This window comes from Providencia sp. PROV209 (assembly GCF_028479485.1).
Lineage (GTDB): Bacteria > Pseudomonadota > Gammaproteobacteria > Enterobacterales > Enterobacteriaceae > Providencia > Providencia alcalifaciens.
On sequence record NZ_JAMPNR010000003.1, the window covers coordinates 168,795 to 191,193 of the forward strand.

Below are 22,399 nucleotides of genomic sequence, written 5' to 3' on the forward strand. Positions count from 1 at the left end.
CTAATTTTAAACCGATAATCAAGTCAATGGTTTACTGGATATCATTGGGAGAGCGCTGACTTACTAAATATGAATTTAGCGGTTTTTAATGGATGAATTCATCAAAGCTCAATGGTTTTTACTGTTGAGTTACCTTCTTTTTGATTAATAGATAGAAATAATAATATGCATAAACGTTCATTGACCTCTTTAGCTGTATTCATTTCGTCACTTTTCCTTTCTACATCTACTCTCAGCGCGACCATTCCCGCAGGTACTGTTTTAGCAGAAAATCAAGAAGTTGTGCGCCATCTTAAAGATGAACCCGCATCATTAGATCCAATTAAATCAGTTGGCCTTACAGAAGCTCAAGTCATGCGTGATTTATTTGAGGGTCTTGTTAATCAAGATAATCACGGTCAGCCAATCGCGGGAGTGGCATTAAATTGGCATACCAATGATAACCGAACTTGGGTTTTTCAATTACGTCCTGATGCTGCGTGGTCGAATGGTGAACCCGTTACCGCCGAAGATTTTGTTTACAGCTGGCGTCGTTTAGTGACTCCCGCTAATACTTCCCCATTTGCTTGGTTTGCTGCACTGGCTGGTATTAATAATGCGCAAGATATTATTGATGGAAAGCTTCCTCCAGAGCAATTAGGAGTAGAAGCAGTAGATAAGCATACATTGAAAATTGTCTTAAATAAGCCAGTTCCTTATTTTCCTTCATTAACTGCTAACTTTAGCCTGTTTCCTGTCCATCGTGGAACCGTTGAACAATATGGCGCAGATTGGATAAAAGTGGGAAATTTGGTTGGAAACGGTGCATTTAAACTGAATGATCGCGTTGTGAATGAAAAAATCGTACTAACCCCAAATCCGCATTATTGGGATCATAAAAATACCGTTATCACAAAGGTCACCTTTGTTCCGATTAACCAAGAGTCTCATGCAACCAATCGCTATTTGGCGGGTGATTTAGATATTACTGAATCCTTCCCGAAACAGCGTTATCAAAAATTATTACAAGATATTCCGAATGAAGTTTTTACGCCTGACCAATTAGGTACCTACTATTACGCATTCAATACTCAGCGAGCACCGACAAATGATGTGAGAGTCCGTCAGGCATTATCTATGACGATTGACCGACAACTGATTGCCAGCAAAGTATTAGGCACTGGTGAGAAACCCGCTTATTATTTTACACCTGATGTCACCGCAGGTTTCAAGCCCCAAAAAGGACTGTATCAGTCACATAAGCAAAAAGAGTTGGATCAACAAGCTAAAATATTGTTACAACAAGCAGGGTATAGTGAAGCTCACCCTTTGGAATTGACATTGCTTTATAATAGTTCGGAAAACCACCAAAAAATTGCGATTGCGATTGCTTCTATGTGGAAGAAGAAGCTAGGGGTTCAGGTTAAGTTAGTGAACCAAGAGTGGAAAACCTACATTGATAGCCGTAACACCGGAAACTTTGATGTGATCCGCGCATCGTGGATTGGGGATTTTAATGAGCCATCGACTTTTTTATCGCTCCTGACATCTCAACATAATGGCAATATTCCTAAGTTTAATAGCTCGCAATATGATGCATTAATGACGTCAGCAAGTATTGAAACCAATGATGCTCAACGTAATGCCTATTATAATCAAGCAGAAGCGATTATTGCTAAAGAAGCGCCAATTACGCCAATCTACCAATACACGAATGCACGGTTGATTAAGCCGTGGTTGAAAGGTTATCCGATTGAAAATCCAGAGGATGTGGCATACAGCCATAGCTTCTATATTATTAAGCATTAACAATGATATTTAGCCAGTACCCACCGTGCTGGCTAAACTTTTTGCGGTCCTAAAATAAAAAAACTCCTTCCACTGGAGAGTTAGAAGGAGGACCAAAAAGGAATAAACACTACAGAGCTAATAATAGGGAAAAACTTTGCGGTTTTATTGCTAATTTGTGTCAATCGAATGGGATCTCCCTAGCAAAAATTGAGAAATTTCATTGAGCTATAAATCCTGCACACCATCTTATTTTAATGCTTTTATTTTCTGTTCTTTAACACTAAATTAAACTTTGTATTTTTATTTTGTTATTGAAATCATTGCAATATTCCCTTTAATCAACTAAAAATACCTTACTTTTCAATTTATGGAGATATTTGCATGGCGTCGACCTATGGATCGCAATTTCAACACTCTAGCCCTGTTCATGCCTTTCAGTTAGATGGGAATGGCGGGGTTCTTCCTATCGATTTAAATGCAAATGCGACACAGCAATCTCCATTTTGGCTGCATTACGATTATAAAAATAAAGAGACCGCTAGCTGGATCCAACAGACTGATTTATTTAATGACCAAGTGAAATCATCACTGACTGGTAAAATGAATCGTATGCGTATGGTGCGTATTGGCGATGGTGTGTTACTCACATTGCAGACATTAAATAACACGACAGGTCAGCGTCCAGAGCAGCTAGTGGCATTTCGCATTTTCATGAATAGCCGTTTGATTGTTTCATGTAGACATCGACGTGTTCATTCATTGGATTCGGTTATTGATGATTTAAAAGAAGGTGTAGGTGCTCAAAGCACAGGAGAATGGCTTGCTGATGTTACGGATGCAATGACTGATGAAATTAGTGATTTTACTGATTCTCTTCACGAACGATTGATTGAAATGGAAGATGTGATATTGCATGGCGAAATTCCGGAAAGAGGGGAATTAGCCCTGTTGCGTAAACAAATTATTGTTGTTCGCCGTTATATGGCACCGCAACGAGATATGTTTTCACGGTTAACGGCCGAAAAATTATTATGGCTGGATGAAAATGATAGACGTCGTTTGCAAGAAATATCGGACAGACTCGGGCGTTGTATTGAAGATCTAGACGGTTTTATTGCGCGTACTGCGATTATGTCTGACGAAATTACGAACATGATGACAGAAATGATGAATCGCCGAATTTATACTATGTCATTAATGGCAATGATATTCTTACCCACCACGTTTTTAACCGGTTTATTTGGTGTGAATTTAGGGGGGATCCCGGGTAATGAGTTCAAGTTTGCCTTCAGTACATTCTGCTTGTTACTCGCGGGTTTGATTGCCACAGTGTTCTGGTGGTTAAAAAGAAGTCGATGGTTATAAGACGGTGAATTATTCTGGATAATGGGCACTAGTTTGAGATAAATCAATAAAGTGAATAGGGTTTTAAGGCAATATTACTCCCGCAGGTGAATGCAACGTTGAGCGATGAACGTTGTGCTCCATAATTGTAGTTTTTCTCATATTGAGTTCTTATACAGAATAATTGACCACTGTAATGCCGATGTCTCTTACATCGGCTTTTTTTTTGCATAAAATCTGACACTACCCCTATTATATAGAGGTAGTGGGATAACTATGAGTAATCTTATTTAAGTTCAATTACATCTAAACGGTCAGCGTTATAGTCGGGCTGATCATCTTCATCCATCATTGGCTGAGTCGGTAGCTCTTCGCGGTCAAAAGCCATATCGCCGCCATTGATCACGGCATCTCCATGAGAGATATTTTTAAAATCAAAAAGTTCAGTGTCACACAGATGCGAGGAAACAACATTTTGAGTTGCGCTAAACATGGTTTCAATGCGACCAGGATAGCGTTTATCCCAATCACGGAGCATCTCTTTAATCACTTGACGTTGTAAATTAGGCTGAGAACCGCACAGATTACAAGGAATGATAGGGAATGCTTTGGCTTTCGCATAACGCTCAATATCTTTTTCACGGCAATAAGCCAGAGGGCGGATAACAATGTGTTTCCCGTCGTCACTCATGAGCTTTGGTGGCATGCCTTTTAATTTTCCGCCATAGAACATGTTTAAAAACAGTGTTTGTAAAATGTCATCGCGGTGATGACCTAATGCGATTTTGGTTGCACCTATCTCTGTTGCTGTACGATACAAAATACCACGGCGCAGACGAGAACACAGAGAGCAGGTCGTTTTTCCTTCAGGAATTTTTTCCTTCACAATACCGTAAGTATTTTCTTCAACGATTTTATACTCAACACCGAGTTCCTCTAAGTAAGCCGGTAAAATATGCTCAGGGAAGCCAGGCTGTTTTTGGTCTAGGTTTACCGCAACCAAAGAGAATGAAATTGGGGCACTTTTTTGCAGGCTTTGCAAAATAGACAGTAGGGTGTAGCTATCTTTTCCCCCAGATAGGCAAACCATGATGCGGTCACCATCTTCAATCATATTAAAATCGGCGATAGCTTGCCCAACATCACGGCGGATTCTTTTTTGGAGTTTATTTAGGTTATATTGCTCTTTATTAGTCGTCATTCTCGGTTGTTCTTTCTTGTTTCTGATTGCTATTTAATTTTTTGAAAAGTATATGTTTTTTGGTTTTTTGTCGTTCTCGTTGTTTCCGAATTAACCCAGTCTTACACTGACTCATGTAGTAAGACATTGAATAAGACTGATATGTCAGAATTTAATAAAAATTCACAGACAAAAAGCTAAAAAACATTCACGGTAAAGAAATCTCTAAGCCAGCAATGATAGCAGATGGTAGGGGGCTTTCGATACTAGTAAGCAAAAAAGGTTCTACCTTATGATCATACTCTGATCGATTTGAAGGCAAATTAAGTGGGATGATAATAAGACGGCATCAGGAGTCTATATCATAAAAATAAATATTTATCAGTATGTTATGTTTTTTATGTTAAGTACATTTTCAATTCATATTGATGATTAAAATAATGATCGTATCTATATGCCGTGTGGCAACAATTAAAATCTAAAGGAATTCAATATGTCTAATACAATGACATTTTTTAGTAAAATGGTTTAACGAATCTACAGGCTTTGGTTTTATTTCTCCTGAAGATGGAAGCAAAGATGTGTTCGTACACTTTGTGCAATTCAAAGTGATAGCTTCAAAACGCTTACTGAAGGACAAAAAGTTAGTTTCTCAGTAGCGAATGGTGCAAAAGGTCCAGCTGCGGCAAATGTGGTGGCGCTTTAGGGCGATATCGTTATGAGATGTCTTTGCTGTAAAGGGACTCAGTACAGACGGTACCATTTTGAAGTAACAAAAAGTGACCCTTCTGGTGCTAAATGTATTTTTTGCAAAAGCACCATGCAAGCTCAGGCATGTTAGTCACTTGACAGGCTATGGTTAAGAACCTCGCTGTGGTGATTTTTTTATGACTGCCTATATTAAATGTAAAGAACTGTAATCATTATCTTGAAATTCTCGCTAGCAATCCTATATAAGTGATGTAACAGGATAAAAAATTAATCCATACTGGCTAATAGTGCTTATGTAATAGATATTTATTTTGATATTGAAGGAGAAATTATGTCTAACATTAGATCTTTTTCATTATTTCCAGCGTTATCTGATAACCTGCTTTCTAACAGGTTTGACCAAATGGATCGTTTATTCAGTCAATTAACAGGTAACCGGCCATTAACCTCAGAGCATCCATATAATTTAAAACAAATAAATGAATCAAATTATCAATTAACTGTTAGTGTTCCTGGTTATAAGGAGGATGAGTTAAGTGTATCCTTAAAAGGTGGGAAACTCTATGTACAAGGTGAGCAATCAACTGAATTAGTTAATGATTCAGAAAAATGGATTCATCAAGGGATAACTCAAAATAAGTTTTCTCTTGAATTTAATCTCGGTAAGAATGTAAAAATTGAAAATGCAGAATTATCAAGCGGTTTGTTAACATTAAATATTGAATATGAAATCCCGGAAGAAGAAAAACCTCGGGTCATAGCTATTGAAAATAAAGATACAAAATAATTTTTCTATATTTTTTAACCCGCCAACAATGGCGGGTTTTTTATTCAATAGAGGTTGCTATGAGCATTGGTGTATAGTAAGGCAATATTGTGTGCTTAAAGAATCAATGTTAATACAAATCCGTTAATCTTATAGTATGAAATCTCGCTTTTAAGTGATTTTTATATATATTTAAATGCTATTTTGTTAAAATACATGTGTTTATTTTTCTCTTTTTGATTGATTATTTGTTTATGTTTAAGAAAAAAATTACTGTTATCCTATGAATTAAGCCGTACTGTTATAACTAATAATTAAAATAATAAACACGTATTCTTATCTCTACTATACTTATAATATCCAAATTATAGAGCGAGTATATAATGATTGATTTTTTTAGGTTAACAAAAAAAAGTTCCAGACATATTGGTATAGCAATATATGTTGGTATCATCGCGGGTATTTTTTCAGCATTAGTCAAGTCAGGTTTTGAAGGCTTAATTCCGCCAAGAACCATTGAAACAACACCACCGCCAATCGTCTTACTAGAAAAGCTTGGGTTAAATATAGATACAATGACTTATCATTGGATGGGCTATAGCATTAATTGGGGGGGAAATGGTGTCCATATATTATTTTCAATAGTGATTGCAGTAATATATTGTATTATTGCTGAGTATTTACCCAAAGTTAGATTATTACACGGTATTTGTTTTGGTATCGCTGTTTCTATTTTTGCTCATGGCTTAGTCGTACCATTATTAGGACTATCTGGCTGGCTATGGACTGCTGGCTATCAAGCCCTTATTTCTGAGTTTGTTGGAACAGCTTTTTGGATCTGGTCAATTGAAGCAATTAGGCAAAATTTGCGTTATTGTTTAACCAAAGAAAAAGATGCTGAGTAGATTGGGATGTTTACCCCTTATCTATTATAAATTACTGATAAAATGTAAAGGCTCGTTTAAGCTATATAAGTTATCTATTCGAGAGGTCGCCTAGTGCGACCTTTTTATTTTTTTGATTTCTAGATGATTGTCAGATATATGCAGACTCAGAATCAATTACATTGTTATCAATTAACTCGGATGCTTGATAGGACATCATCCCGAACAAAGGTTATTGGCCACTATAGCGTGATAGTATGAGCGAAATTACACCTTATTAATAATACAATACTCAGAAAAAGAACATTATCAGTTACACGCAAGGAATAAATTTGACTTAATCTTTGACTCCATTTTTCTCATATCCATATAAATTAATTCTACCCGACAAATACTCACCTAAATAGACATCACTAATTTTATTGAAGCCTTGTTTAGAGATGTTGTCTTCTAACCACCCAATGTCTTTTCCGATGATTTCAAGTAGATCACCGTTAGCTAAGCCATCCACGATAATTGGATAACGTATGTTTTCATCACCACTTTGAATAATAGTTAACTGCCCATTCTGTTCAAGAACAACGCGTTTTAGCTGTTCTATTTCATAAATACCATTGGATCTTAACTTAAACATTAAATCATTTGCGGAAACGCCATTTTTTAAACACTCTTTAACATTAACGTTGCCATTATGTACTAAGGTAATTGGCTTTCCATCAATAACACGTTTAATTAATGGGTTATTTTCTTTTAAAAATTTAAGGGTAAAAACAAGCAAAGTCCAGATGATTAACACGAGTATAAATTGCAGCACGGTTATCGACTCATTGTAAATGACACCACCAATAATCCCACCTAAAACATAGTTTTGAACCTGGTCCATTGCGGATGAGGGGGCTAGGTTACCTTTTCCCATAAGGTTGATTTGAACAATCAAACATAGTATTCCCAATCCCAGCTTTATAATAATCGGTGCATAAATAATCATTTTCTTCCTTAATTTTTTATGATGGTTATTTCGGGATTTGTTAACCAAACCTCGACTAAATTGTAAGTTTTTTGATCTGAGCTTAAGTTAATACGGTAATAACGATCATTAATTTTAATGATGACAGCATCGGATAATTGTACTGAATTGGAAAGGATAGAGTTTATATTTACATCTTTGTCTTTCGATAATACTCTTACAAAATTAACCATTTGTGATGATTTCGAGTGCATATTTTGGTTGTCAGTATACTCTGCATATTGAACACCTGAAATGAAGAGCAAAAATAAGAAGGCGATAATCGTTAAATCTCGATATTTAGTCTGTAAACGATGACGCATATACAGGATAAAAGCGACGATCAAAGTGAATAATGTGCCAAAAATAACAATATATTTTAAATAATCATTTATATTGGACTGTGTTTGTAAATAATCTATTCCATAAAAATTCATAGAGACATCTTTCCTGATTGTTTACGATATTAATTTTTATCATAGTGACTTATTGCCATTTCAGCGTCGATATTAAATAACAATTAGTGTGAAGTGGGCACTATTACGTTCTCAAATTTATGTCTCCCCTGCTAACCAAAGTATACATTCACTTGCGGATAATCTATAAGCGATAATTGTAATTTGATAGGGCAAAATTACCCTTTTAACACTATTGACTTTGCTGAAATTTCTTATTATTTATAAATAATAGACTTGTTTCAATAGGCATTACCACTAGAAAATAAAGAGGAATATTTATGAATAAAGTTCTGATTTCTGCTTGTATACTGACTTCAAGTATTCTGTCATCCAACGCATTAGCTGCCGACAAAGTCACCTCGACACCCGAAAATATGACATGTAAAGAGTATGTGGACCTGAATCCTAAAAGTTGGGCTCCAGTTGCCTTGTGGGTAACATCACAAGACACTCAATTTAAAGGCGGTGATTGGGTGGCGCTATCTGAAAAAAGCGTTGCAGAAGCACCTTTAATTCTTGAATTTTGCAAGAAAAAACCAGAGGGAACCTTAAAAGATTACCTCGCTAGTAAGAAATAAGTTTTCTTAATCTCGAGTAGCCACAGTTTACATCTGCGGCTACTCGTATGACTGACTGTTAGACTTATCTTTCTACTAAACCAAGCGTTAATGACAATAAAATAAATTATTTTTCACTCAATCATAATATTTAGCCTAACTGTGGTTAATTATAGCGTCTGTGGCTTAAATATAAAATCATCGGTTGCTGTGATATTCTAATTTTGATAGGTTATAGTTTCCGTTATCTAATACTAAATATATTTAATGAAACTCATTACCTTATTTTTTTGTTTTTTTATTATTGCAGGGTGTTCATTCAATCCAACGTTTGAGCCAAATAAATCAACGTGGCCAAAGCAACATAAAGACGCGCGTTCAGATGAGCAAAAGAGAGTTGATAGGGACGCCGTTCATGAGCAACAAAGAGCTATTATGCGTGGTGAAAGACCCGATTATGGTGTATTTGAGCGCTATTAATATTTGAATAAGTATTATCTAATGCGGTGTATTTTAATTAGCTGAGAAGGTGCTAACTAAAAATTTTGTAGCTATGTTATGATTTCACTTAAGACTAATAACTGTGGATATTAAATATGAAAGATCATCACATATCTGAATGGGCAAAGGTCCGTGAAACTTCAATTGAGATTGCTCAAGCCATATTTGAATTAGCTAAAGGGAATGAGGTGTTAGCTGAAAAAATTTGGGAGGAAGGGTCTGATGAAGTACTTCCACTGGCATTTTCTAAGACAACAGAAGACAAATTGTTTTGGGGTGAGCAAACAATAGAGCGTAAAAATATTTAACTGTATTTTAATGTCCTAAAGGGGTTTGCTCTATACAAGGCGACGCACCGCGTAGCTTTTTTTATTGCCTGAGTTATCATCGTATGGTTTTTTGAATTTTCTTATTTTTCAGTTTGTTACTGCTTTTTGTTATGTATGAAAACATGTTCAATTGAAATTGATTTTAAAATAATTACAGTATTTATGAAAAAAAACATTGCTATGATTAAGGATATATGAGTAAATACGTCCATCGGTTTGAAAGTACAGACCTATTTATGAAAGCAAGTTTTGAAAAGTTCCCCATCAAGTGTTATCCATTGATATCCACTCGTAGTGAATTCCTCCTAATTAGTTCCATAAGTATAAAGAAGTATCAAACCTATATGCCGTGTGGCAACAATTAAAATTTAAAGGAATTCAATATGTCTAATACAATGACTGGTTTAGTAAAATGGTTTAACGAATCTAAAGGCTTTGGCTTTATTTCTCCTGCTGATGGTAGCAAAGATGTGTTCGTACACTTCTCTGCAATTCAAAGCGACAGCTTCAAAACGCTGAACGAAGGACAAAAAGTTAGCTTCTCAGTAGAGAATGGCGCAAAAGGTCCAGCGGCTGTAAACGTCGTAGCTCTTTAATATACCAGCTTAATACAGCGCTTAAAATTTCAAACCCCTGCCAATTGGCGGGGGTTTTTCGTTTATAGCTATCAGTAAATCGCATCCACATAAACTAATTGTTGCAGTAGTGTCATTCTCTTCAGGTAATGGTATGGTGAAATTTTCATAATCACCAAAAAGGTGTGACCATGAATATGCTTTCAGCCACAGAAGAATGGAATAAGAATGATTATCTGATCAGCACAGATAAAAACAGATTAGATATTCACGCGATACAACACTATCTAACAAGATCTACGTGGGCGAAAGGCATTGATGTTGAAACCGTTCGTTTATCTATTGAGCATAGTCTTAATTTTGGTGTTTATCGTAATGAGGTACAAATAGGATTTGCCCGTTTAGTCACAGATTACTCAACTTTCGCTTATCTTTGTGATGTATATGTGCTTGAAGAATATCGAGGGCAGGGGCTTGGCAAATGGCTGATAAGTTGTATTCATAGCCATCCAATTTTTCAAAAACTACGTAGAATCACTCTATTTACAACAACCGCAGCATGGCTATATCAACAATTTGGTTATGAGCCTGTCAACAAACAAAATTATGCATGGACGATTAATCGACCTGATATTTATATTCATGGAAAAAGTAAAAGTTGATTAAATAACTCAATGTAAATTTAAAAACTCACTTGAGGCATAATTTGCTCTTAATCCTATAGTTATATTTACCTAGTCAAGATATTGTACTCAAAAGAGGAGAATAAGTATGCCTGTATTTAGTCCAATAGAAATAATCGCGGACGTTATGATGAGCACGATTAATATGGTTGCAGTACCTTTTGAGTACCTACTTTATAGTGGGAAAATCTCAGAGATATTTATGATGGGTGTATTTTATATGTAACACTAGAGAGTAAAATTAAGAAATAACGTTTAGCATAAAGTCAGGTATGGCGCTTTATGCTAAATAAAAGATGAAAGCTCTATTTTTCTGGATTTAAATACGCTTCAAAAAATAATTGAAGGTCAATTTTTAATATTGAACTTAATGCGACAAGATGCTCAATATAGATAGACACTGAACCTTCTTCATAGTGGGAGTACACTCGCTCTGAGACGGAAATTGCTTGGGCGATTTCCGTGGTAGTCATTTGGCGCGCGAGCCTCTCTTTTTGGATAAATTTACCCAACGAGAGGTTGTTGGGTTTTCTTTCGTTCATAATTCCCTATCCTAGAATAATCGTGAAGCAATAAGTAACATATTTGCTTTGATTTTTCATAGGGGAATATCTGTATTTTGTGATGGTTAGGATAATTAGTAAAAATTATCCTAAGATTCATTCAAATTAAGCTTTCAGTGCATATTCTACCGCACATTGTGCGTGAATAGCTGTCGTGTCAAATACAGGTACAGAAGTATCGCCAGCATTCACCAGTAGGGTGATCTCAGTACATCCTAAGATAATTCCTTCAGCGCCATGTTCGACAAGTGTTTTCATGATGCGTTGGTATTCAGTGCGTGAGGTATCGGAGATGATCCCTAAACAGAGTTCATGATAGATAATATCATGGACGATTTTTCTATCTGCTTCATTTGGGGTTATCACCCTTAAATTAAATTTATCGGTCAGACGATCTTTATAAAAGGCTTGTTCCATCGTAAACGCAGTACCTAACAAACCAATAGTTTTAATGCCAGACTGCGTTATTTTTTCACCTGTAGCGTCAGCGATGTGTAGGAATGGAAGTTTTGATTTTTCCTCAATTTGAGGGGCAACTTTATGCATTGTATTGGTACAGAGAACCAAAAAGTCAGCGCCAGCAGCTTTTAAGCTCGCTCCTGCACTCGCTAAATGTTCACCGGCAAGATCCCATTGTCCATGGGATTGAAAATGCTCAACTTCAGCAAAATCAATGCTATATAAAATAACTTTTGCAGAATGCAGCCCACCTAGCTGTTGCTTTATGCCTTCATTGATCTGTTGATAATAGAGTTGAGTTGATTCCCAACTCATACCTCCAATCAATCCTATAGTTTTCATTTATTGATGCCTCGTATACATTTTTTCCTTACTATACTGAGTGAATTTATTGGGAGTCAATGAATTAACTTAAGTTTTTATCAGTGGCGGTAAATTATTAGAAGTTTAATTTATCAACCTTAAAATAAGAAATATAGGCTTATTAGCATTGAATTATCGAATCATAAAAATATTTCTATATTAGGTTAGTCTACACTATTTTTAATTATTAATTAGTCACTCAATGGGACTATCCAGTAAATCTTCATTAAATAAAATATTATTACTGCTATACTACTAAAGTTACTTATTTTATTTTTTAGTTTAGTGAAAATGAAATAAACCTAGTGACCTACACTGACTATTTTTTTGATGTTCAGTTTATGAATTTAAATTTTTTAGTTAAGGAGTTTATGATGGTAAGTAATAATCAGGCTCGCCGCCTGTTAGGTATGTCATTTAAATTGAGTCGTTCTAAGCGCAACATCCAAGTTTCTGTGATTGCAAAAGAAAAAGCGACGACTCTGCCAAAAAATCTGGAAGATAAGCCATTTGTTGCAATGCAAAAAAATAAAGCGACAGAGAAAAAAACCTATCACTCAGTCAGCGTTTTTTATCCAGAATATATTTAACTTTTAAGTAGAATAAGACCCTCTAGTAGCTAGAGGGTTAATGGTATTCCTGAACCATACCTTTCCTATATCCAAATCCGTTTTTTTGAATTATCTGATGGTGTGTTACCACACATTCAAGTCATGATTATTTTACGATTTTTTGTGACCACCCACTAAATTTCTTAGCCTTAAAGAAAATAAAATAGTGTGGTAGTTATATTCTGTCGATAGAATCAATGAAGAGAATAATGATAAATACAATTAAAATGGATATATGTAGATGAAATTATGCCAATGGATGCTGTTTTTGTGTTTTATATTTATAAATGGTTGTTCTACGCAATTTAAAGCGGATGATGAGTCAAATAAGCTGAAATTTAGTATCCAGCATGCCAATACCATTCCAATTAAGGACTCGGTGGAAGCACTGACGGTTGCAGATATGCTACCCGGTGATATTCTTTTGTCTTCAGCAACAGGCATGAACTCATGGGGGATCCGCTTATTTAGCGTCAGTGGCGTGAGCCATGCTTCTATTTATCTGGGTTTCGGTCAGGTAGCGGAGTCGGTTGGGAGTGGCGTTAGAATAATTCCTTTGGATCAAGCTATCACTGATTCTAATAATATGGTGGTCTTGAGGCATAATTTATTAACGTCATTTCATGCAGAGAAATTGCGTGAATTCTCTGTCGCTAATGATGGCGGTAAATATAATATGAAAGGGATTGTTATGATTGCACCCTGGATGCTTACCAAACGTGTTTGTGAGCTGCCACTCATTGGGCAATCTATCCGAAGCTTTTGTCTAAAAACATTGGCGAGTGTGCAGTTAGGGGATGATATTGAACAAGCCAATGGATTCTTTTGTTCGCAGTTTGTCCTAGATGCGTACAAATATGCAGGAGTGCCTTTATTTGAAGGAAATTCATCATGGATTACGCCAGCAGATATTTTGCATATGCGTTCAGGAGATGTGCCGACCTTTATGCCGACAGAACGATTAACTTATGTTGGGCATTTAAAAAATTGGAGTTTTGGTGGTGCAATCCTCAATAAATGATAAAGCATAAAAAAAAGGCCAACTCAAATGAGTTGGCCAGCTAAACTGGAAGCAATGTGAGCAATGTCGTTGTGAAAAAGTTGAGTAAAACGCTCAACTATTCACGAGGTAAAAGATAACCATTCTCATTTAAGAAATCAACCCTTTTTTTCATATCACTATTCAATCTCTTCACCTTATCGCACATGATAAAAATACATTAAAAAACAATTGATTTGGAGATTTTACCCAGTTTCGTTACTATGGTTTAATGTAATCGGAGCGAAAAAATTTTATTATTTTTTACTTTTATTCTGAGGATTCAGGTGCGGCAAAACATGTGCAAGGAAATATTGTTGTTAATTTGTAGCCAGAGATCTCATTTATCTTTTTAGATAAGAGACATTTATGCACAGTTGATTATAATTTTATTGTTAATGTTTATTCGACAATTTATCAGGAGGGCTTATGTACAAAACGATTTTGGTCCCTATCGATCTCACTGAAGAAGAGCTGACCAGCAAAGCAGTTCGCCATGCGGTAAATTTAGCGAAACAGTCTGGTGCGAAAATTCATTTGATCCACGTTCTGCCTATCTCTTCGGCAATTATAAATGCATATGCTTTGGGCTATATGGAAATTAAAGACCGAGCAACCGTGAAAGCGGAAGAAGATATGAAAATGCTGATGGATTCGATTGATCTTCCTCATGATGATGTGAGCTACACGATTACGTTTGGCTCACCTCGTGACGAAGTGATTAATACAGCAAAAGATATCAACGCCGATATCATTGTTATTGGTTCTCGTCGCCCAAATATTACGACGCACCTGTTAGGTTCAACTGCGGCAGGAATTGTCCGCTACGCGGAAACATCTGTTCTGGTTGTTCGCTAGTTTGTTTTCTTTTAAAACCTATGCATTTTTGCATAGGTTTTTTATATTGCTGATGAGTCAATAAAACGATAGATATTACTGGTATGAGCATCGTTTCTATCAGTATGGATGTATTGGGATTTTTATGGAGAAATTCACTAAAGAATTAATAAGTGTTGAGCATTTTGTATTACGAATTCTACGCTTTTATTTTTTAGCGTTGTTGGTGTTTTTTATTGGCTTACTACCCGGAATTATTGGATTTTATTTTATCGAAGGGCATTCAATAATAGAATCCATGTTAAATGCCTTATCAATGTTGAGTGGTCAAGCACTAGAGCCAGCGCCTATCACTCAAGCAGGACGTTTCTTTATCGCTATTTACGGTTTATTTTTACAAAGTGTATTCATTATTAGTATTGGATTAATCGTCACACCATTTATTCATCGCATATTACATAAGTGGCACTTAGAAGAGGATTAAATTGAATAAAATTGTAATCAATTTACTGCGTCTATTCTCAGATTAGTAAATCAGTTCACGACATTTTTATTTAATTCAGGCTATACTTTTCTGGACAAAAATAACCATTAAACCGCTATCTCGTCTATTCAAAAAACGAATAAATTGAATGAGAGATACATCCTTGAGAGGGGCTTATATGTATAAAACTATTTTGGTTCCCGTTGATATTTCTGAAGATACATTGACTGAAAAAGCATTAAAACAGGCTATTCATTTAGCAAAAATGGATAATGCTAAAATCCATTTATTCCACTCAGTACCGGATGTTTCGAGATTCTCGATGAGTTATAGCTATCATTATGATTTGCTGTCATCATTTACTAAAAAGGCGGTAGAGCGCTCTGAAGAGCAGCTTGTTGAATTAGTTAATCGTATTGTTAAAGAGATGGATTTTCCAGCGGATCGTATCTCTTATAAAGTCGAATTCGGCTCTCCGAGAGAAAAGGTATTAGACGAAGCTGAAAAGGTACAGGCTGACCTAATTGTTGTTGGGTCTCGTAACCCGAGTATTTCGACTCATCTATTAGGCTCGAATGCTTCAGGTATTGTTTCTTATGCGAAAATATCAGTTTTAGTGGTGAGATAATTCTATTATCTGATAAAAAAGACCTGATTTGTCAGGTCTTTTTTTTTTAGAAAAATTTATGATTTATTCACTGTTTCTTTGGCGTGCGCAATGGCGGTTAATGCTTGGCTACATGCTTGTTCTTGAGTATCTTCAGGGTAACTAGCAAGTGTTTTTTTAGCATCTTCTAATTGAGATTTCATTAATGCGATTTGTTCACTCGCATTCGGCTCATTCTTATATTGTTCTTCCGCTTGTTGAACCAGCGCATTCATTTCTTTGAAATATTTATCACAAACTTGTCCTGCACTCGCATTTAATGCAGTCAGTGAGACAAATAGACCCAATGCAATTGGCAGAATATTTTTCATCATAATTCACTTTTAAAAATCCTATTTCGACCAGCATATCATCTCATTTTTTAAAAAGACATCAGCGAACGCTGAATATTTCAGAGAGTTTTAATTTTTATCAAATTAAATGCTGCAAATTTTGAAAGTAGGTAAATAGCATAAACTGCAAATTATAAATGAGAATCATTCTTGACTGGTTGTGTGAGTAAAGTGTACATTTCAGTACACTTTATTGATAGCACATACATAGAGAGAGGAATGATAATGAGCAATAATGTAATAATTAACACCCAAGATTGGCCTTGTTGTTCGATGAATCGATTTCCATCAACGATGGTAGAAACACAATCATGGCTATCGGAACTTGAGCAATTATTAGAGAAAAAAACATCATTTGTTTTAATTTATCCGCCGATGGAGCCTAAAGGAAAGCCGACAACTGAAGATATGGAATGTATGAAATTTATACGTCGTTGGCTGAAAACAGAAAGGGAACTGATGGCTAAATATTGTCGAGCAATGGTGATTACGCTACAACCAGACGGTCGAGATAGAGAGGAAATGGAACGTACTGCCCCTGTGGTTTCATCATTATATGGACCCGATGTTTTTCTCGTCGACAATTCTCAAGCCGCGCAGCAACGTGCGAGTGAAATTTTAAAGGCGCACTGATCTATTGGTACTGATTCTACGCGCTGATTTTACGAATATAGCTAGCGATGATATCAACAGAAAGACCTATCTGTTGGTTAATAAACTCGTCGCTAGGCTTAAAGTTTTCAACACAGAAGGTTTTGATAAATACATCCGCTTTTAGCATTTCTAAATAACGAGATGAAATGCTTAGTAATATGGCTTGATCTACTTTTACAGTCGGAATTTGTGCAAGCTTTTCGGCAAGGCGCTGATAGCTTTGTACGGGACCTTGTTCGAAAAAAAGTTGGCTAATATCAGGGAAGCGGTTGTATTCTCCCAGTATTAGGCGGTATAGCCCGATAGATTGAGGTTTAATCACATTGACTAAAAAACGCGAACCATAAAATGATAATACGGCTTCAATATTGTCTAAAGGTGGCTCTTTATGGTCTGGTTCAGTAAATATATCGTCGATCATATGCGCAACAACTGCCGCAAATAAGCCTTCTTTATCTCCAAAATTTTTATATAGCGTTGAACGAGAGCCTCCCGCTCGCTCGATGATCATATCTAATGTGGTGCCTTCAAAACCATATTGTAGAAAAATATCCGCCGCTGCTGTAATAAGTGCTTGATGACGACGCTGTCCTTTCGGGGTTTTGGCCGAGCGAGTTTGGTTCATGAAATCAATTTCCTAACAAAATGGCGGCATTGGACTAAATTATCTGAAAGAGGTCATAATTCAGTTTGTTATTTTCCTCTATGATGTATATGAATATTATCATGTTTAAATCAATATCTGAATTTTTGTCAAATCCTTGGGGGAGAGAATGAAGGGTTGCATGGTTGATGAAAAGGCACAGGGAGAGGAACGCATCCTTGATGGGCAGCGGGAAATTACAAAGCTGTGTATTGAATGCGGTTTGTTGCTATTGCAACATGGCGCGGAAAGTATGCTGGTGGAACAGCTGACAACTCGTCTGGGGATTGCCTTGGGGGCAACTCAGGTGGACAGTGCGATTTCATCTAACTCGATAGTATTAACAACAATTATTGATGGGCGTTGCCTAACCTCGACTCGGCGAATTATTGACCGTGGCATTAACATGCATGTTGTGACGGAAGTTCAGCATGCGGTGATCCTTGTTGAACATCACTTACTTGACTGCAAACAGCTGAAAAAGAAATTAGCGGGAATCAAACCATTACGCTATCCCCGTTGGTTAATGGTGGTGATGGTTGCGCTTTCTTGTGCGTGTTTTAGTTCTCTTAATGGCGGTGGTTGGGAAAGTGCAGTAATCACGTTTATGGCAAGTGGTTGCGCGATGTATATCCGGCAAATATTGACTTCCCGTCAAATTAACCCATTGATTAATTTCTGTATTACAGCTTTTGTTGCCACATCGGTTTCTGGCTTATTACTCAAAGTGCCGTATTTGAATGTCACTGAAACAATCGCGATGGCGGCAAGTGTTCTGTTACTAGTCCCCGGATTTCCATTGATTAATGCGGTTGCAGACATGTTTAAAGGACATGTTAACACCGGCATTGCCCGTTGGATGATGGCAAGCTTGCTCACTTTGGCTACTTGCATTGGCGTCGTGCTGGCAATGATTATCTGGAATTTGAGGGAGTGGGCATAATGTTTATTGTCGAGCTGATTGAAAAAATGGTCTTAGCGGCGATCCCAGCCGTTGGTTTTGCCATGGTGTTTAATGTTCCTGCAAGAGCATTGAAATTCTGTGGATTATTAGGCGCGATTGGCTATGGCTCACGTATGATTCTGATGTCTTTTGGCTTACAAATTGAGTGGGCGAGTTTTCTTGCCGCGATTCTTATTGGCATGATTGGGATCCAATGGTCGCGTTGGTGGCTTGCTCATCCCAAAGTCTTTACTGTGGCGGCCGTTATTCCTATGTTTCCGGGGATCAGTGCCTATATTGCGATGATTTCAGTGGTGAAAATTTCTCAGTATGGTTATACACCTGAATTAATGGAAACCCTCGTGACTTACTTTTTAAGAGCATCCTTTATTGTTGGAGCGCTCTCCATAGGGATTTCATTACCTGGATTATGGTTGTACCGTAAAAAGCCAAGTGTTTGATACTCAATGATGTTTTATTGCTAGAACCCATTAAGTAATAAACCACGCAATAGCAAAAGCGTTAATTGATAGTGATTAACGCTTTTTGTTAATAAAGTTTGTTATCTATTCTTTGTATATTATTGCGCAAATTCCGATATTGTTTTTGATGTAATAAAATTGAGTACCAATTGATATCAAAAAGACTTATATTTCATTCAACTAGCGAGTATACATAGTGTATTCGGCGATTTTTACATGAATAACTTGCGTGTTGTATTTAATAAATTGCTTTTTTTCCTATCAATGGTGTTATTTTGAAACAGATTTTTTATTTTTCGCGCATGATTATTGCGTTAGTGTGTTTTTCCTCGTTATTTATCTCTTCCGTTTATGCTGCACCGAGCAATTTCACTGAAGCGAAAACATCCAGTAAAAGCCTCGTTTATGGTGATCAAAATCACCAAGGACAAGGAACGCTATATTGTGGTTGTGAGTGGGAGTGGACAGGTAAAAGTGGTGGGCAAGTTGATTTATCCTCCTGCGGCTACCAAGTGCGCAAACAACAGAGCCGTGCAGAGCGTATTGAATGGGAACATATCGTTCCTGCTTGGGTGTTTGGTCATCAAAGACAGTGCTGGCAGAATGGCGGTCGTAAAAATTGCGTCTCAACTGACCCTGTGTTTTCTCGAATGGAAGCAGATATGCATAACCTTGCGCCTTCAATTGGGGAAGTGAACGGTGACCGCAGTAATTGGAGCTATGGTCAATTACCTGCTAATGCGCCTTATTCTTACGGTGCATGTCGTAGTCGTATTGATTTTAAACAGAAAATATTTGAGCCGCGCGACGAGGTGAAAGGACAGGTTGCTCGGGTCTACTTCTATATGCATGACCGCTATAATTTATCCATGTCACGCCAACAGCAGCAGTTATTTATGGCGTGGGATAAACAGTACCCAGTGGATGAGTGGGAACAAAAACGTGACCAGCGCATTGCTAAGTCGATGGGGCACCATAACCCATTTGTGACGGGCGCAAGAACATGGAGTTTAGGGCATAAAAATAGCGGCGATGGCTTAAAAATGAGTGATAAGCCCAGTGAAATAGTCCCTCAGCCAGTACCTCAGTCTATCCCAAACCAGGAAAGTGAGACGCAGGTAAAAGGTAATCGTAATTCAAAAAAATACCATTTATCGCACTGTTCTGGATTTAAAACCTTATCAGATAAAAATGCTGAGTTGTTTACAAGTGAAGCCGACGCTCAAGCAAAAGGTTATCAATTAGCCGGTAATTGCAAACCGCGTTAATCAAAGTCTGGCTGTAATAATGCAATATATGGCGCGGTGTTATTACAGCTTTTATATGATATTTCTCACATTTTATCTTATGGATAGGTGAATTTACACATTTTCTGTTAACTTAATGTTGCAAATTTAAAAAAACTCGCGCTATATTTAATGTAAGGAAACTGTGTAGGTTGATGATATTCAGGTCAATATAATATTTGCTCTCCCGTTCGAATTATTTTTTATATTGTCATAATATTGTCATACAGATTATTTAGTTTACGAGTATCGCCTGTATAGGAGAGACTAATGAGAACTAGGTGTTTGTTAATGAGTACGCGGAACCGGTTACCACTCCATCATGAAACTGACATGATGAGATTGCTAACCGGTTTTTTTATATCTGAATTATCAACCTATGTGACACAAGAGCTTGAAGGGAGCTCCTCTCTGTTTTGAATAGTTCGTCATCTGAAATTGACATCATCGATACCTGGAAGGGTTAATACTATGAGTAGACAGAAAGCTGCAACAAAAGCACGTCGTGAAATGAAACGTACATCACGCAAAGACCGTTCAGGGAGGTATGATATGAATAACGTCACCTCCTTTGCCGAATTTACAGGCATTGAGCCGATAGGTATGGCGAAAGAACGCCGCGATGAAACTCCGATAACACCACGTAATGAAGCCCAGAAGCTCTATATTAGTTCGATAAGACATAAACAGTTAATTTTCGCTAACGGTGAGGCGGGATGCGGTAAAACTTATATCAGTACGGCGTTAGCAGCGGATGCCTTGATTAATAAGGAAATCAGTAAAATTATTGTGACTAGACCTGTGCTACAAGCGGAGGAAGATCTTGGTTTCTTACCGGGGGATATGTCCGAAAAATTTGCGCCATATTTCCGACCTGTTTATGACGTTCTCATGAAGCGATTAGGTGCTTCGTTCTTACAGTATTGTTTACGACCTGAAATTGCGAAAGTTGAAATTGCACCATTCGCTTACATGCGAGGTCGCACATTTGAAAATGCCATTGTCATCCTCGATGAAGCACAAAACGTCACTGTCACTCAAATGAAGATGTTTTTAACACGTTTGGGTGAAAATGTGACGGTCATTGTTAATGGTGACGTTACTCAGTGCGACTTACCAAGTGGGGTACAGTCGGGCTTAGGTGATGCATTGCAGCGTTTTAGTAGTGATGAAATGGTGTCAATGGTGAACTTTACGATTGATGATTGCGTGAGATCGCAACTGTGTCATAAAGCTTTGCTAGCTTATAATGATTAACTAAAAATATTTATGTGTGGAACTGCCCCGTTTTTCGGGGCAGTTTTATGTTTAATCGTCAGGATTATCCATAACTGCATGGCGTTCATGATGATAACCTTCTTCATCATAGCCATATCGCCAGTAAGGGATTGCGTAGATATCATCGCGATTAACTCCTTTTTCACGGCGAACAAAACGGCGTAATTCACGAATAATTTGGTCTTCGCCTGCAATCCAGAACCCTGTATTCTCTGTTGGAATATCCCACGACTTAAATGTATTAATCAGGTCAGTGGTTTGACTGACATCGCCACAAATCCAATCAATCTCTATGCCAGCCGGCTTGGTTAACTCTCGAATATCGTCTTGGTGGTCGAGGCGCAAAACGACGCGACCTGTTGCTGTTGCAGGCATTTTTTCCAGTAATGCAGTAATTGCAGGCAAAGAACTTGAATCCCCAGCCATAAAGTAGTGAGCACGGATAGGTAAAAGTGGATCTGGACCACCAGGGTTGGTGATCCCCAACCAATAACCCGGTTTTGCATCACGGGCGAACAGATACGCAGGTCCTGTTACGCCTTCATGCATAGCGAATTCAATGTCAATTTCGTTGAGTTCGGGACGGATCGCGCGAACGGTATAAGTCCGCACAAAAGGGCGCGGCTTATCTTCGGGCCAACTGCGTCCTTTTTCGGTTAAAACGGGAAGCGCAGGTTGGCTTTGGTGGTCAGGGGCAATAAAGATCTTGATATGACCACCTTCACACTTTGTCGGGTAATTTGCTAGCTTTTCACCCGTAAACGTAATGCTACGAATAGACGGGCTAATATCGACGATAGATTTTACTTGAATGAGCTGTGGGGGGGCAGGACGGTAGATATTTTTTTCAACAGTTTGTTCACTAGCCACGAACCGTCTCCTTTCTTAATGATAATATTATTATATGTTAATTATTATCATTATCATATCATGAATGTTTATTAGAAAACTAATCAAAGATACAGAATTCTTGAATGTAAAAATGAATATGCCG

Annotated in this window: 26 protein-coding genes and 2 pseudogenes; 20 read left to right on the forward strand and 8 right to left on the reverse strand. The window is 37.2% G+C overall.

Features of this window, described 5'->3' with window-relative positions; genetic code table 11:
- Nucleotides 1–165 precede the first annotated feature (165 nt).
- Nucleotides 166–1,788 carry a peptide ABC transporter substrate-binding protein gene (locus PR795_RS04670; RefSeq protein ID WP_272516694.1) on the forward strand — a complete coding sequence of 541 codons (1,623 nt, stop codon included), beginning with the start codon at nt 166–168 and terminating at the stop codon, nt 1,786–1,788.
- A gap of 363 nt (nt 1,789–2,151) precedes the next feature.
- The gene (gene zntB, locus PR795_RS04675) at nt 2,152–3,135 is read left to right on the forward strand and encodes a zinc transporter ZntB (RefSeq protein ID WP_006661918.1); all 984 of its coding nucleotides are present in this window, start codon (nt 2,152–2,154) and stop codon (nt 3,133–3,135) included.
- A 265-nt stretch (nt 3,136–3,400) separates the two neighbouring features.
- On the opposite strand, the gene ttcA is transcribed toward zntB, so the two are convergent.
- Nucleotides 3,401–4,342 carry a tRNA 2-thiocytidine(32) synthetase TtcA gene (ttcA, locus tag PR795_RS04680; protein WP_272516703.1) on the reverse strand — a complete coding sequence of 314 codons (942 nt, stop codon included), beginning with the start codon at nt 4,340–4,342 and terminating at the stop codon, nt 3,401–3,403.
- Nucleotides 4,343–4,812: 470 nt separating this feature from the next.
- Between ttcA and PR795_RS04685 the strand changes: the two are divergent.
- The 4 genes and pseudogenes from PR795_RS04685 to PR795_RS04700 all read left to right on the forward strand — a co-directional run.
- Nucleotides 4,813–5,000, forward strand: a pseudogene (locus PR795_RS04685) (cold shock domain-containing protein); the annotation flags it as partial.
- 12 nt (nt 5,001–5,012) lie between these two features.
- A pseudogene (gene ymcF / locus PR795_RS04690) lies at nt 5,013–5,117 on the forward strand (cold shock small protein YmcF); the annotation flags it as partial.
- Nucleotides 5,118–5,336: 219 nt separating this feature from the next.
- Nucleotides 5,337–5,792: an Hsp20 family protein gene (locus PR795_RS04695; RefSeq protein ID WP_006661916.1), complete on the forward strand. Its 456-nt coding sequence runs from the start codon at nt 5,337–5,339 to the stop codon at nt 5,790–5,792.
- 362 nt (nt 5,793–6,154) lie between these two features.
- The gene (locus tag PR795_RS04700) at nt 6,155–6,676 is read left to right on the forward strand and encodes a YagU family protein (protein WP_036965053.1); all 522 of its coding nucleotides are present in this window, start codon (nt 6,155–6,157) and stop codon (nt 6,674–6,676) included.
- Nucleotides 6,677–6,992: 316 nt separating this feature from the next.
- On the opposite strand, the gene PR795_RS04705 is transcribed toward PR795_RS04700, so the two are convergent.
- Both PR795_RS04705 and PR795_RS04710 read right to left on the reverse strand, forming a co-directional pair.
- Nucleotides 6,993–7,643, reverse strand: a complete 651-nt coding sequence (locus PR795_RS04705; protein ID WP_006660040.1) for a DUF421 domain-containing protein — start codon at nt 7,641–7,643, stop codon at nt 6,993–6,995.
- Nucleotides 7,644–7,651: 8 nt separating this feature from the next.
- Nucleotides 7,652–8,098 carry a DUF3290 domain-containing protein gene (locus PR795_RS04710; RefSeq protein ID WP_272516695.1) on the reverse strand — a complete coding sequence of 149 codons (447 nt, stop codon included), beginning with the start codon at nt 8,096–8,098 and terminating at the stop codon, nt 7,652–7,654.
- A gap of 299 nt (nt 8,099–8,397) precedes the next feature.
- On the opposite strand from PR795_RS04710, the gene PR795_RS04715 reads away from it, so the two are divergent.
- From PR795_RS04715 to PR795_RS04730, 4 genes are all read left to right on the forward strand, one after another.
- Nucleotides 8,398–8,697, forward strand: coding sequence for an HdeA/HdeB family chaperone (locus PR795_RS04715; protein WP_006660038.1), 300 nt, complete (start codon nt 8,398–8,400; stop codon nt 8,695–8,697).
- 575 nt (nt 8,698–9,272) lie between these two features.
- Nucleotides 9,273–9,485: a YccJ family protein gene (locus PR795_RS04720; RefSeq protein ID WP_006660036.1), complete on the forward strand. Its 213-nt coding sequence runs from the start codon at nt 9,273–9,275 to the stop codon at nt 9,483–9,485.
- 404 nt (nt 9,486–9,889) lie between these two features.
- On the forward strand, nt 9,890–10,102 hold the full coding sequence (cspE, locus tag PR795_RS04725) for a transcription antiterminator/RNA stability regulator CspE (RefSeq protein ID WP_006661913.1): 213 nt from the start codon (nt 9,890–9,892) through the stop codon (nt 10,100–10,102).
- A 170-nt stretch (nt 10,103–10,272) separates the two neighbouring features.
- Entirely contained in the window at nt 10,273–10,743 is a 471-nt protein-coding gene (locus PR795_RS04730) for a GNAT family N-acetyltransferase (protein ID WP_036975878.1), read from the forward strand.
- 326 nt (nt 10,744–11,069) lie between these two features.
- Here PR795_RS04730 and PR795_RS04735 read toward each other — a convergent pair whose 3' ends face one another.
- On the reverse strand, nt 11,070–11,306 hold the full coding sequence (locus PR795_RS04735; protein WP_006661912.1) for a helix-turn-helix domain-containing protein: 237 nt from the start codon (nt 11,304–11,306) through the stop codon (nt 11,070–11,072).
- Nucleotides 11,307–11,432: 126 nt separating this feature from the next.
- Complete coding sequence (locus tag PR795_RS04740; protein ID WP_154636644.1) at nt 11,433–12,128, reverse strand: aspartate/glutamate racemase family protein; 696 nt, start codon at nt 12,126–12,128, stop codon at nt 11,433–11,435.
- 395 nt (nt 12,129–12,523) lie between these two features.
- Here PR795_RS04740 and sra point away from each other — a divergent pair, with 395 nt between their 5' ends.
- The 5 genes from sra (at nt 12,524) to PR795_RS04765 (ending at nt 15,748) form a co-directional block, all read left to right on the forward strand.
- Nucleotides 12,524–12,739 (forward strand): stationary-phase-induced ribosome-associated protein, encoded by a 216-nt coding sequence (sra, locus tag PR795_RS04745; RefSeq protein WP_006661910.1) that lies wholly within the window; start codon nt 12,524–12,526, stop codon nt 12,737–12,739.
- A gap of 262 nt (nt 12,740–13,001) precedes the next feature.
- A complete protein-coding gene (locus PR795_RS04750) occupies nt 13,002–13,781 on the forward strand; it encodes a YaeF family permuted papain-like enzyme (protein WP_006660029.1) in 780 nt (259 codons plus the stop codon).
- Between the two features lie 447 nt (nt 13,782–14,228).
- On the forward strand, nt 14,229–14,657 hold the full coding sequence (locus tag PR795_RS04755) for a universal stress protein (protein ID WP_006660028.1): 429 nt from the start codon (nt 14,229–14,231) through the stop codon (nt 14,655–14,657).
- Nucleotides 14,658–14,781: 124 nt separating this feature from the next.
- Nucleotides 14,782–15,120: a hypothetical protein gene (locus PR795_RS04760; protein ID WP_006660027.1), complete on the forward strand. Its 339-nt coding sequence runs from the start codon at nt 14,782–14,784 to the stop codon at nt 15,118–15,120.
- A 178-nt stretch (nt 15,121–15,298) separates the two neighbouring features.
- The gene (locus PR795_RS04765) at nt 15,299–15,748 is read left to right on the forward strand and encodes a universal stress protein (protein WP_006661909.1); all 450 of its coding nucleotides are present in this window, start codon (nt 15,299–15,301) and stop codon (nt 15,746–15,748) included.
- Between the two features lie 56 nt (nt 15,749–15,804).
- Here the strand turns inward: PR795_RS04765 and PR795_RS04770 are convergent, their stop codons facing one another.
- Nucleotides 15,805–16,098, reverse strand: coding sequence for a DUF5339 domain-containing protein (locus tag PR795_RS04770; protein ID WP_006661908.1), 294 nt, complete (start codon nt 16,096–16,098; stop codon nt 15,805–15,807).
- Nucleotides 16,099–16,344: 246 nt separating this feature from the next.
- On the opposite strand from PR795_RS04770, the gene PR795_RS04775 reads away from it, so the two are divergent.
- Entirely contained in the window at nt 16,345–16,752 is a 408-nt protein-coding gene (locus PR795_RS04775; protein ID WP_006661907.1) for a hypothetical protein, read from the forward strand.
- 16 nt (nt 16,753–16,768) lie between these two features.
- Here the strand turns inward: PR795_RS04775 and PR795_RS04780 are convergent, their stop codons facing one another.
- A complete protein-coding gene (locus tag PR795_RS04780) occupies nt 16,769–17,398 on the reverse strand; it encodes a TetR/AcrR family transcriptional regulator (protein WP_006660023.1) in 630 nt (209 codons plus the stop codon).
- A 148-nt stretch (nt 17,399–17,546) separates the two neighbouring features.
- Between PR795_RS04780 and PR795_RS04785 the strand changes: the two genes are divergently transcribed.
- From PR795_RS04785 to phoH, 4 genes are all read left to right on the forward strand, one after another.
- The gene (locus tag PR795_RS04785; RefSeq protein WP_048654608.1) at nt 17,547–18,359 is read left to right on the forward strand and encodes a threonine/serine ThrE exporter family protein; all 813 of its coding nucleotides are present in this window, start codon (nt 17,547–17,549) and stop codon (nt 18,357–18,359) included.
- Nucleotides 18,359–18,820 carry a threonine/serine exporter gene (locus PR795_RS04790; RefSeq protein ID WP_006660021.1) on the forward strand — a complete coding sequence of 154 codons (462 nt, stop codon included), beginning with the start codon at nt 18,359–18,361 and terminating at the stop codon, nt 18,818–18,820. The genes PR795_RS04785 and PR795_RS04790 overlap by 1 nt, the downstream gene beginning before the upstream one ends.
- Before the next feature lie 323 nt (nt 18,821–19,143).
- On the forward strand, nt 19,144–20,109 hold the full coding sequence (locus PR795_RS04795; protein WP_220128209.1) for an endonuclease: 966 nt from the start codon (nt 19,144–19,146) through the stop codon (nt 20,107–20,109).
- A 489-nt stretch (nt 20,110–20,598) separates the two neighbouring features.
- Nucleotides 20,599–21,384: a phosphate starvation-inducible protein PhoH gene (gene phoH / locus PR795_RS04800; protein WP_006660018.1), complete on the forward strand. Its 786-nt coding sequence runs from the start codon at nt 20,599–20,601 to the stop codon at nt 21,382–21,384.
- A gap of 51 nt (nt 21,385–21,435) precedes the next feature.
- On the opposite strand, the gene PR795_RS04805 is transcribed toward phoH, so the two are convergent.
- A complete protein-coding gene (locus tag PR795_RS04805; RefSeq protein WP_006660017.1) occupies nt 21,436–22,275 on the reverse strand; it encodes a siderophore-interacting protein in 840 nt (279 codons plus the stop codon).
- Nucleotides 22,276–22,399 lie beyond the last annotated feature (124 nt).